The organism is Rhizobium sp. FKY42 (genome assembly GCF_005222835.1).
GTDB lineage: Bacteria > Pseudomonadota > Alphaproteobacteria > Rhizobiales > Rhizobiaceae > Neorhizobium.
This window is the reverse complement of sequence record NZ_STGA01000045.1, coordinates 102,249-112,906: the sequence shown is the minus strand read 5'-3', so window position 1 is coordinate 112,906 and position 10,658 is coordinate 102,249. Positions and strand designations below refer to the sequence as shown.

Genomic DNA, 10,658 nt, shown 5'->3' with positions numbered 1-10,658 from the left:
ATGAGCAATTCCGATCTTATCATCCGCGTCGAAGGTCGTGTCGGCTATATCACGCTGACGCGTCCCAAGGTGCTGAATGCAGTCAACGAAGCTATCGTCGCCGGGATGACGGAAGCACTGGGGCGTTGGGCAAGTGACCCGTCTATCTCTCTGGTCATGGTGGATTCCGATAGTGAACGAGCTTTCTCTGCCGGTGGCGATCTGTCGGCCATGTACGAGCATGGGCGAGCCGGTCGTTTTGATGCCGGAAACGCCTTCTGGCGGGAGGAGTATCGCCTGAATGCGATGATTGCGAGCTATCCTAAGCCTTACGTCGCCTTCATGGATGGTATCGTGATGGGCGGCGGTGTGGGCCTTTCTGTCCATGGCTCGCATCGTATCGTAACCGATAACTCTGTCGTTGCCATGCCGGAATGCAGCATCGGCCTGATCACCGATGTGGGTGGCACTTATTTGCTGCATCAGGCTCCTGGCCATTTGGGCGAATTCTTGGGGCTGACTGGGACGCGCATGAACGGCGCGGATGCAATCTATGCCAATTTCGCGGATCATTATGTTGAGCGAGAAAAACTGGTGGCTCTGAAGGCCCGGCTGATAGATACAGGCGATGCGGCAGCAATTGCCGAATTCTCTTCTTCGCCGCCAACATCGGTTCTTGCTGGAAGGCAGGCGGAAATCGATCGTGCGTTCAGCGGGGAGACCGTCCACGATATCGTCGATCATCTGCGCGAACTGTCATCCGAATGGGCCGTGAAGGCGCTGGAAGCTATTCGCCGTGGTTCCCCCATCTCGCTTCAGGCAACACTGAAAGCCATTCGCGATGCACATACGTTGGAAATCGGCATTCGTAATGAATATCGCTTCGTTTCTCGCGTTCTGGAGCATGGCGATTTCATTGAAGGCATTCGCGCCGTCATTGTAGACAAGGATCGCAACCCGCATTGGAAATATGCCGGTTTGGATGATGTACCGCGCGAGCTGCTTGCGCTGATGATGCAGGAAGCCGAAGGCGGGGACTTGCAGCTCCCCGCCCGTTGATCGCTCAGGAAAGCGATTTACCGTAGCGCTGGACGCTTTCGGCCAAGGGTGTCGTGCTTGCCCCCGGCTGTTGCGGACGCAGGAAAACGCCGTCCTTCACGTGGGCGGGTTCATGGAAATGGTCCTTGATCCATGGAATATATTCCAGGATCATGGAGGCCGGGTGCCAGTAGCTAAGATGCACATGCACCTGGCTCATCTCACCGGCGTGGGGTACGACCGGCAAACGGTTTGCAAGCGCCAGATCGGCGACCTGGATGTATTCGGTAATGCCGCCCAAACGGGTCACATCCGGCTGCACATAATGAACCGCTCCCGCATTGATGAAGCTGCGAAAGGCATCCACGGTGTAAAGCTGTTCGCCCAATGCGACGGGGATTGGTGTATTGCGGGCGAGAGCTGCATGGCTGGCAATATCGTCATACCACATGGGCTCTTCGAACCAGTAGATATCCAGCCCTTCAGCCCGTGCGCAAAACCGCTGGCAGGTGGGCAGGTCCCAGCGCCCGTTCGCATCGATGGCGATACGAATGCTATTCCCCAAACGGGCGCGCACGGCCGCAAGCCGTTCAACATCGACGTTCGGATCATCATGTCCGACCTTGATCTTGATGCGGGTAAAGCCCTCTTCTTCCACAGCGCGCGCCGAGCCGGCAATCAACGCCTCCTTCGAAAAAGAAATCCAGCCAATATCCGTGTTATAGGCCTCCAGCTTTTCCGTTCTGGCGCCGCCCAGCAGCGACCAGAGCGGAACGCCCGCTCTTTTGGCCGCGATATCCCATAGCGCAACATCAACGGCGGCAAGTGCCAGATGCGTAATGCCTGCCCGTCCCACCCATTGCAGGGCAGGGTAGCGCGCGAGCTTGGTCCACAGACGTTGATGGTCCGCCGCGTCCTCTCCCAGCAGCAGCGGCGTATAGCAATCGCGAATGCACGCGGTGATCAACCTGTCTGAGGCCAGATGCGCGTGTGTGCCGGTGAAGCCATAGCCTTCAAGCCCGTCGGCCGTGGTGATTTTTGCCCCGACCACACCCCAGTGCGTGATGCTATGGGTGGAGTCGGAAATGGAATCCGATGTGAGCGGCAAATGCAGAATGAACGGTTCGACGGCAGTGATTTTCATTGCGGATCCTCCTCCAGGATATCGAATGGCTACCGCTATAGCTGCGCAAGATAAGGCAGTGCGGCAGGCGTAATGCTGTTAGCCACGGCTTCAATGCGCAGCATGGCTCGTTGGCGGGAAACCTGAAGGTGATGAACGAGCGCCTCGCAAGCTGCCGGAACATCGCACCGTTCAAGATGACTGATGATGCACAGATGTTCTGGAAGGAATGGTTCCGTCTCGAACAGGTGGGTTGTCTGGCGGTAGAGAAAATGGTGAGCAACAAGCAATGACTGCGGCAGGCTAACTGCCCGTAAAAGGGCTTGGTTGCCGCAATGGCCTAACAGATCCACATGCATTTCCTGTTCGAGAATGTCGAGCTGTTCGCTTTTGACTTCCCTCGCTGCCATAGCCGCCTCGAGGTTGGCGCGCAGTGTCGCCAGAAAGCCTTCTGGCAGGTGCGGAACAGCCTTCTGCAGCGCCAGCGGTTCCAGAACCCAGCGCAGTTCGAACAGTTCTTCGGTATGCTGGGCCGCTAGCGCAGGTGCAAACCAGCGTCCGCTGGTCTCCTTGCGAACAATGCCACGTTCTTGCAAACGAGCAACTACATCACGCGCTACGGTACGGCTGACCCCGTAGTGGCGAGCAAGCACAGCCTCGTTGATCCGCCAGCTGGCAAGCGCCGTGCGCGAGACGATCTCCAGCTCTACTTCCGGATAGATGAGTTCCCAGCTTGATCGGGGTTCGACTTCTGCAAGAGGCAGCTCTGCTACAAGCTGAGAATGGCCCAGTCTGTCGCAGTCGCTAACCTCGTATCCCCGGCCTTCGCCCTTGCGCACTAAGCCGTCCCGCTCGAGCTCATAAAGTGCCTGCCTCGCTGGAGCCCGGCTTATGCTGAAGCGCTCGGCAATCTGGGTTTCGCTCAGCCGCATCCCACGTTGATATGCCCCGGAACGGATGTCGCGGACCAGCACGTCATACGCCTGTCGGTACAGTTTCGGGACACGATTGATTGTTTGCATGAGGTGGCGGCGATTTCCCATTGATTGGTGGCTATAAGGGATTGCACATATAATTTGAAACGTCTAGTGTGTGCATTAGACGTTTATGGAAGAGATGATCTCTTGGACCACAACATCGAACCCCGACTGACGCTGGCTGAAGTTGAGCGATTTACGTTCGACATCCTGTTGGCCGTGGGTGCCGATCAGCCGACATCAAAGGCCGCCACGCGCGCCATGATGCATGGAGCGCGGTTTGGCGTGGATAGCCACGGCATACGGCTGCTACCCCACTATGTGCAGGTCCTGAATGGCGGACGGGTCAATAAGGCGCCCGATTTGAAGGTCGCAAAACGTTTCGGTGCGGTGGCTTCTTTGGACGCCGACCATGCTCATGGCGCGTTGGCCGCATACGAGGCAATGGACCTTGCAATAGATCTTGCCGGTCAATTCGGGATCGGCGCCGTTGCCATCCGCAATACATCGCACTTCGGTCCGGCAGGCGCCTATTCGCTTCATGCGGCCGAGAAAGGCTTTGTTGGCATCACGTTCTGTAACTCCGATAGTTTTGTCCGCTTGCATGACGGTGCTGAGCGCTTTCACGGCACGAACCCGATCAGTGTCGCGGTTCCCGTCTCTGGAGATGCGCCCTGGCTGTTGGACATGGCAACGAGCGCTGTTCCCTTTAATCGCGTTCTTCTTTACCGCAGCCTCGGCCTGCCCCTGCCGCCAGCGGTCGCGTCGGATGATAATGGTGTTGATACGACGGACGCGAACGCAACTGAAATGCTGGCGCCGCTCGGTGCGGCTTTCGGGTTCAAAGGGGCTGCACTGGCAGGTGTTGCCGAAATCTTCAGTGCCGTTCTGTCCGGCATGCGCCTCTCGTTCGACATCGCTCCGATGGGTGGACCGGATTTTGCAGCGCCTAGAGAAATGGGTGCTTTCGTGCTGGCACTGAAGCCGGAAGCCTTCGTGGATCGAGCGACGTTCGACGCAGGAATGCAGAGATATCTGGAACAGTTGCGTGGATCGCGTCCGCGAGAGGGTGGCGAAGTCATGGCGCCGGGCGATCGCGAATGGCGTGTCGCGCGGGAGCGAGAGGCCGCAGGCGTTCAACTTGATCCGGCCACGTCTCATGCATTCAGCGCTCTCGCAGAGGAATACGGTGTCAGATTGCCAAGTCCGATCGATGCTCCTGCCTCTTAGCATCTCCTTAACTTTCCCGCTTGACACCTGCAGGAATTAACCCATAGTGGAAATTGGTCAGACAATCTGACCGATGGCGCGTCGGGAGAGGGCGCGCGGGGAGGGCTCAATGTTCGTGGCTTTGGAGCCGCGCCGCCTTTATCGGCAGGTCGCGGAACAGATACGCGCGCTGATAGAAGCCGGTGAGTTAAAGCCCGGTACACGTCTGCCGCCGGAGCGTGAGCTTGCCGAGCGCTTTGCGGTCTCTCGGCCGACGGTCCGTGAAGCGCTGATCGTCCTGGAGGTTGAGGGTCACATACAGATCCGTATGGGATCGGGTGTTTATATCAACCAGAGATCGCAAGGGTCTGGTGAGCTTCGCCAACTGGAAGACACCGAAGGTCCGCTGGAAATTTTGGAGGCGCGATGCCTTATCGAAAGCGCGATCGCTGAAGAGGCCGCGCGGCGCGTTACGCCATCAGGCCTTCAGCGGATCGATGCGACGCTGCAGCGTATGGCGCGTTCACTCGATGAACCGGACGTAGCGCTTGGCTGCGATCGTGATTTTCATACGGCCATTGCAGACATGATCGGAAATTCGGCCCTCAAACACTTCACCGGGCTGATCTACGATTCACGCATGTCGCCTTACTTCACCAAGCTTGCCAGCTATTTCGAGGGACCACATACCTGGAAATCGGCACTGGAGGAGCATCATATCATTCGCGATGCGCTGGCGACGGGCGATCCTGCCGCCGCGCGCGAGGCAATGCGCAGTCATCTGACATTGGCGCAAAAGAGATTCTCGGAAAGCTTCGGGGAGGAGCAACCGAAGGAGAAATGATTGAGCCGCTCCGGTTCAGTCGTTCGATAGGTCTGGTTTCACTTGGGAGGAAAGAATGAAACTGAGATTCAAGACATTGCTGGGGGCTGCCGCAGTCATCGTGGCATCAACCCTTTCAGCGCATGCTGAAACGGCGCTCAAGTGGGCGCATGTGTATGAAACGTCCGAGCCGTTCCACACGGAATCCGTCTGGGCGGCGCAGGAAATCGCAAAGCGGACGAACGGTCGCTACAAGATCGACGTTTTCCCGGCTTCGCAGCTTGGCAAGGAAGCGGATATCAACCAGGGCCTCAAACTTGGTACGGTCGATATCATCATCTCCGGCTCCAGCTTTGCTGCGCGTGATTTCAAGCCGATCGGCGTTACCTATTATCCCTACATTTTTCGTGATGCGAACCACCTGATAGCCTACACCAAGAGTGACGTCTTCAAGCGTCTGGCAAAGGGCTACGAGGATAAGACCGGCAACCACATCGCAGCCGTCACCTATTACGGCACGCGCCACACCACATCCAACAAGCCGATTTCCAAATGCGCGGATCTGCAGGGCGTGAAGATGCGTGTTCCGGATGTGCCTGCCTACCTTGCAATGCCGCGTGCCTGCGGTGCAAACACGACGCCGATTGCTTTCGCCGAAGTTTATCTTGCCCTGCAAAATGGCACCGTCGATGCGCAGGAAAATCCGCTGACGACGATTGAAGCAAAGAAGTTCTACGAAGTTCAGAAAAACATCGTCCTGAGCGGCCATATTGTCGATCACCTGAATACGCTCTTCTCAAAGAAGCTTTGGACCAGCCTGTCCGACGAGGACAAGAAGATCTTCTCCGAAGTGGCTCAACAGGCAGCGGAGCGTGGCACCAAGAAGATCGAGGCTCGCGAGAAGGAACTCGTCGACGAGTTCAAGAAGAAGGGCATCACGGTCACGGAAGTCGATAAGGCTGATTTCCAGAAGAACGTCATCGAGAAGGTCAAACTCGAGGATTTCGGTTACGAAAAGGCTGATTGGGACGCCATCCGCGCGATCAAGTAACGCCTTCGGCGCGGCGGCAGCCGCCGCGCCCCACTCTGCAATCCGCTTCGATCCGCGCCTTGTCGTCAATCGACAGGCCTCTTCAAAATTCAGGCCACTGCCTGAGCGGCGAAGCTATGTTCTTGAACAGGAAATTGCTGATGTCTGCGGCACAGGAAATCCATACACCGGTTACGCCGGAGGAATTGGCGCATACTTTCGATGAAGCGCCGGCTCATGTCGATCTCAAGGTCTATGCCTTCGAGGACTGGCTCACGCTTGGTCTCTTCTGGTTGATGACGGCTTGCGTCTTTCTCCAGTTCTTCACGCGCTATGTGCTGAATGACAGTTACGCATGGACTGAAGAAATCGCCGTCAACTGCCTGATCGGCGTCGTGTTCATGGGCTCGGTCATGTGCGTGCGAATGTCGCGGCATATTCAGGTCGATGTTCTCTACCACTATCTCCCGGCACGCGTGACGCGCATCATGGCCACGGCGGTGGATATCATTCGCATCGGCTTCTTCGCCTACGGCTCCTGGCTCATGTGGCGCTACATGGAGATCGTCGCCGACGAGGAAATGGTGACTGTCCAACTGCCCCGAAACATTGTTTTCTACACGGTTCTTGCCGCTTTCGTCCTGATGTTGGGCCGATCCATCCAGGTTTTCATTGCCAATATGCGCCGCGGCTATTCCGTTCTCGAGCGCCCTGAAGCCTTCCAGAACGCAGAGGATTGATTGATATGCTTCTCCTGATTGGATCCTTTCTGGCGTTGATGGTGCTGGGACTGCCGGTTGCGGTTTCCATGGCTGTTTCGTCGGTTCTGTACATCGTGTTCTATGATGTCGCGCCGGATATCATTGCCGCTCAGCGTCTGATCGCGGGCGTTGAAAGCTTTCCTCTGCTGGCCGTTCCTTTCTTCATCCTGGCCGGCAATCTTATGAACATTGCCGGTGTGACCGGTCGTATCTATTCCTTTGCGGTCGCGCTGGTCGGCTGGATGAAAGGCGGTTTGGCGCAGGTCAATATCATCGGCTCTGTCGTCTTTTCGGGGATGTCCGGTACGGCGCTTGCGGATGCGGCGGGTATCGGCACGATCGAAATCAAGGCCATGAAAGACCACGGCTATCCGGTGGAAGCAGCGGTTGGTGTGACGGCAGCATCCGCAACATTGGGGCCGATTTTCCCGCCTTCGCTGCCCTTCGTCATCTACGGAATGATGGCCAATGTCTCCATCGGCGCCCTGTTCATGGCGGGCATTGTTCCGGGCGTGGTGATGACGGTTCTGATGATGGTGACTGTCGCGATCTTCGCCTATGTCAAGCGCTGGGGTTCCGATACGCCTTTCAGCATCAAGAACTTGCTGGGTGCATCGCTTGAGGTTCTGGTCGTGATGGCTGTGCCGACCGGCATCTGGATCCTGACGATGCTCGGTCTGTCGTTGAACTGGGCTATCTTCGTTGCCCTGATCGTACTTTTGCTGTGCGATTGGTACTTTGATTTCTCCGCCGTCATGGCGCTCATGACACCGGTCATCCTGATTGGTGGCATGACCATGGGCTGGTTCACGCCCACCGAAGCAGCTGTCGCTGCAGTGCTCTGGTCTCTTTTCCTGGGCATGGTCCGCTATCGTACCATGACGTTCAAGTCGGTTGCCAAGGCGACACTGGATACAGTGGAGACCACGGCTTCGGTTCTGTTCATCGTTGCAGCCGCCTCAGTCTTTGCATGGTTGCTAACTGTGAGCCAGACCGCGCAGCTTCTTTCGGATGCAATCCTGTCGATCACCAGCAACAAGTGGGTCTTCCTCATTCTTGTGAACCTGCTGATGCTCTTCGTTGGCTGCTTCCTGGATACGATTGCGGCAATCACCATTCTTGTGCCGATCCTGCTGCCGCTCGTGAAGCAGTTTGGTATTGATCCGGTCCATTTCGGTCTGATCATGACATTGAACTTGATGATCGGTCTCCTTCACCCGCCGTTGGGAATGGTGCTGTTCGTTCTGTCGCGCGTCGCCAAACTGTCCGTCGAGCGGACGACCATGGCCATTGTTCCCTGGCTTGTGCCGCTGGTCATCGCGCTCATGTTGATCACCTTCATCCCCGGCATCACACTGTGGCTGCCGAAGGAAATGGGCCTCATCCGCTAATCAGAAGGCTCCCGCATTGCGTTGCGAGAGCCACTATCTCAATCATCGAGGCTAGACACATGAAGACGCGCGTTGCTCGTCTCCACGCAACACGCGATCTTCGCGTGGAGGAAATTGGCACCCAGATGCCTGGGGAGGGCGAAGTTCTCCTTGCCATGGCAGCTGGTGGTATTTGCGGATCGGATCTGCATTACTATCAGGATGGAGGTTTCGGACCGGTGCGGGTGCGCGAACCCATCATCGCAGGGCATGAGGCTTCCGGCTTTGTGAAGGCGCTTGGGTCCGGCGTCAGCAATCTTGCCATAGGGCAATTGGTGGCGGTCAACCCGTCGCAACCCTGTGGCCATTGCGAATACTGCGCCATCAACCAGCCAATCCATTGCCTGAATATGCGGTTCATGGGCTCTGCCATGCGCCTGCCGCACGAAAACGGAATGTTCCGCGATCAACTGGTCGTACCAGCCAAACAATGCCATGCGGTGGGCGGTAATGTCACGGCAGGCGAGGCCGCATGTGCTGAACCTTTGGCTGTCTGCCTGCATGCGGTTTCTCAAGCAGGTGATCTGGCGGGAAAGACGGTACTTGTAACGGGCGCTGGCCCGATTGGTTTGCTGGTTGTTGCGGCGGCCCGGCATGCCGGAGCTGGCACAATTGTTGTGACGGACCTGACGGATGCGGCTCTTGCCCGTGCTCCAGCCATGGGAGCTGATGTCGTTATCAATGTGGCGCGCGATGCCGAGGCGCTGGCTCCCTATCAGGAGAACAAGGGCAAATTCGACGTGGTGTTTGATTGTTCCGCCGCAGGTCCTGCTCTCAGATCCGCCTTCGCAGCCATCAAGCCGCGAGGAACGATCGTGCAGGTCGGGGTGACAGGTGACATTACCATTCCGCTGAATGCGCTGGTCGGCAAAGAGATCGTTTGGCGTGGATCGCAACGCTTCCATACCGAGTTCGCTCAGGCCGTTGATCTGATTTCAGGCCGAGCCATCGATGTCAGGCCGATCATCTCCCATGAGTTTCCTCTCGAACAGGCAATCGAAGCCTTCGAGCAGGCCGGTGACAGAACTGTCGCGTGCAAGGTGCAATTGACCTTCAAGCAGACGGATTAGAATTTTAAGGAAAAGACGATGAGACATACGTGGCGGTGGTTCGGCCCGATCGACAAGGTAAGTGTGCGGGATGCGGCACAGGCGGGTGCTGAAGGTATTGTCAGTGCTCTGCACCATATCGCGACGGGCGAAGTCTGGCCTGTCGACGAGATTGCGAAGCGACACCAGGAGATCAAGGCAGGTGGCCTGTACTGGGATGTCGTCGAAAGCGTTCCGGTTTCGGAAGACATCAAAACCCAGACGGGCGACTGGAAGCGACACATCGCCAACTGGCAGGAAACGCTTCGCCGTCTTTCCGCGTCTGGCATCCGCACGGTTTGCTATAACTTCATGCCGGTGCTGGATTGGACGCGCACGGATTTGCGTTGGGAAACGCGGCACGGCGCCAAGGCAATGCGCTTCGACCTCACGGATTTTGCCGCCTTTGATGTCCATATCCTGAAACGACCGAATGCCGCGCTCGATTATCCGGAATGGTTGAGGGAGGAGGCTCATCGTCGCTTCTCTGAGATGGCAGATGGCAAGATCGCAGCGCTGGGCAAGAATATCGGTGCAGGTCTACCTGGCTCGGCGGATGGCTACACGCTGGATCAATTGCTGGAGAAGCTACGCACCTATCAGGGTATCAACCGCGAGCGGTTGCAGCAGAACCTCGTCGACTTCCTGAGTGAGGTAACTCCTGTTGCAGAAGAGGTGGGCATCAACATCTGCGCCCATGGCGATGATCCGCCCTGGCCGCTTCTAGGGCTTCCGCGCATTCTTTCCACCGAGGCAGACTATGCGCATATGCTTAGCCAAGTGGATGCCCGCGCCAATGGTGTAACCCTTTGCACCGGCTCGCTCGGCGCCCGCGTGGACAATGATCTGCCATTTATTGCTACGCGCTTTGCCGATCGCATTCACTTCGTGCATCTGCGCAATGTAACGCGTGATACGGATACAGTGCCTTGCTCCTTCTTTGAGGACGAGCATCTGGAAGGTGGCACAGACATGGTTGCCGTCATCGCAGCGCTAGTCTCGGAAGAGGCACGGCGCCTGGAGGAAGGGCGCGCGGACCACCAGATCCCCATGCGGCCGGACCACGGCCAGGAAATTCTGGACGACCTGACGCGCGGCGCGCAACCGGGCTATCCGGCCATCGGGCGTCTCAAGGGTCTGGCGGAGTTGCGTGGCATCGAAAGAACACTCAAACACCAGCGCTATGGGCTGGGAGCATAA

The 10,658-nt window shown here is 57.3% G+C and carries 10 protein-coding genes; 8 read left to right on the top strand and 2 right to left on the bottom strand.

Annotated features, from left to right (window positions below; genetic code table 11):
* Nucleotides 1-1,038 carry an enoyl-CoA hydratase/isomerase family protein gene (locus E8M78_RS18295; protein WP_137136413.1) on the top strand — a complete coding sequence of 346 codons (1,038 nt, stop codon included), beginning with the start codon at nucleotides 1-3 and terminating at the stop codon, nucleotides 1,036-1,038.
* Between the two features lie 4 nt (nucleotides 1,039-1,042).
* Here the strand turns inward: E8M78_RS18295 and E8M78_RS18290 are convergent, their stop codons facing one another.
* Both E8M78_RS18290 and E8M78_RS18285 read right to left on the bottom strand, forming a co-directional pair.
* Complete coding sequence (locus tag E8M78_RS18290) at nucleotides 1,043-2,161, bottom strand: mandelate racemase/muconate lactonizing enzyme family protein (protein ID WP_137136412.1); 1,119 nt, start codon at nucleotides 2,159-2,161, stop codon at nucleotides 1,043-1,045.
* Between the two features lie 35 nt (nucleotides 2,162-2,196).
* The gene (locus E8M78_RS18285) at nucleotides 2,197-3,162 is read right to left on the bottom strand and encodes a GntR family transcriptional regulator (protein ID WP_170973467.1); all 966 of its coding nucleotides are present in this window, start codon (nucleotides 3,160-3,162) and stop codon (nucleotides 2,197-2,199) included.
* A 102-nt stretch (nucleotides 3,163-3,264) separates the two neighbouring features.
* On the opposite strand from E8M78_RS18285, the gene E8M78_RS18280 reads away from it, so the two are divergent.
* From E8M78_RS18280 to uxuA, 7 genes are all read left to right on the top strand, one after another.
* On the top strand, nucleotides 3,265-4,347 hold the full coding sequence (locus E8M78_RS18280; RefSeq protein WP_137136410.1) for an Ldh family oxidoreductase: 1,083 nt from the start codon (nucleotides 3,265-3,267) through the stop codon (nucleotides 4,345-4,347).
* 109 nt (nucleotides 4,348-4,456) lie between these two features.
* Nucleotides 4,457-5,170: a FadR/GntR family transcriptional regulator gene (locus E8M78_RS18275; RefSeq protein WP_137136409.1), complete on the top strand. Its 714-nt coding sequence runs from the start codon at nucleotides 4,457-4,459 to the stop codon at nucleotides 5,168-5,170.
* Between the two features lie 55 nt (nucleotides 5,171-5,225).
* Complete coding sequence (locus E8M78_RS18270) at nucleotides 5,226-6,200, top strand: sialic acid TRAP transporter substrate-binding protein SiaP (RefSeq protein WP_137136408.1); 975 nt, start codon at nucleotides 5,226-5,228, stop codon at nucleotides 6,198-6,200.
* Nucleotides 6,201-6,340: 140 nt separating this feature from the next.
* Nucleotides 6,341-6,919 (top strand): TRAP transporter small permease, encoded by a 579-nt coding sequence (locus E8M78_RS18265; protein ID WP_137136407.1) that lies wholly within the window; start codon nucleotides 6,341-6,343, stop codon nucleotides 6,917-6,919.
* Nucleotides 6,920-6,924: 5 nt separating this feature from the next.
* The gene (locus E8M78_RS18260; protein ID WP_137136406.1) at nucleotides 6,925-8,331 is read left to right on the top strand and encodes a TRAP transporter large permease; all 1,407 of its coding nucleotides are present in this window, start codon (nucleotides 6,925-6,927) and stop codon (nucleotides 8,329-8,331) included.
* 59 nt (nucleotides 8,332-8,390) lie between these two features.
* Nucleotides 8,391-9,440, top strand: coding sequence for an L-idonate 5-dehydrogenase (locus tag E8M78_RS18255; RefSeq protein ID WP_137136405.1), 1,050 nt, complete (start codon nucleotides 8,391-8,393; stop codon nucleotides 9,438-9,440).
* 18 nt (nucleotides 9,441-9,458) lie between these two features.
* Entirely contained in the window at nucleotides 9,459-10,658 is a 1,200-nt protein-coding gene (gene uxuA, locus E8M78_RS18250) for a mannonate dehydratase (protein WP_137136404.1), read from the top strand.

What these genes read in the sequence shown, in the direction of transcription:
- E8M78_RS18295 (WP_137136413.1), top strand. Translation starts at nt 1, where the DNA reads ATGAGCAATTCCGATCTTATCATCCGCGTCGAAGGTCGTGTCGGCTAT.
- E8M78_RS18290 (WP_137136412.1), bottom strand. Translation starts at nt 2,161, where the DNA reads ATGAAAATCACTGCCGTCGAACCGTTCATTCTGCATTTGCCGCTCACA.
- E8M78_RS18285 (WP_170973467.1), bottom strand. Translation starts at nt 3,162, where the DNA reads ATGCAAACAATCAATCGTGTCCCGAAACTGTACCGACAGGCGTATGAC.
- E8M78_RS18275 (WP_137136409.1), top strand. Translation starts at nt 4,457, where the DNA reads ATGTTCGTGGCTTTGGAGCCGCGCCGCCTTTATCGGCAGGTCGCGGAA.
- E8M78_RS18270 (WP_137136408.1), top strand. Translation starts at nt 5,226, where the DNA reads ATGAAACTGAGATTCAAGACATTGCTGGGGGCTGCCGCAGTCATCGTG.
- E8M78_RS18265 (WP_137136407.1), top strand. Translation starts at nt 6,341, where the DNA reads ATGTCTGCGGCACAGGAAATCCATACACCGGTTACGCCGGAGGAATTG.
- E8M78_RS18260 (WP_137136406.1), top strand. Translation starts at nt 6,925, where the DNA reads ATGCTTCTCCTGATTGGATCCTTTCTGGCGTTGATGGTGCTGGGACTG.
- E8M78_RS18255 (WP_137136405.1), top strand. Translation starts at nt 8,391, where the DNA reads ATGAAGACGCGCGTTGCTCGTCTCCACGCAACACGCGATCTTCGCGTG.
- uxuA (WP_137136404.1), top strand. Translation starts at nt 9,459, where the DNA reads ATGAGACATACGTGGCGGTGGTTCGGCCCGATCGACAAGGTAAGTGTG.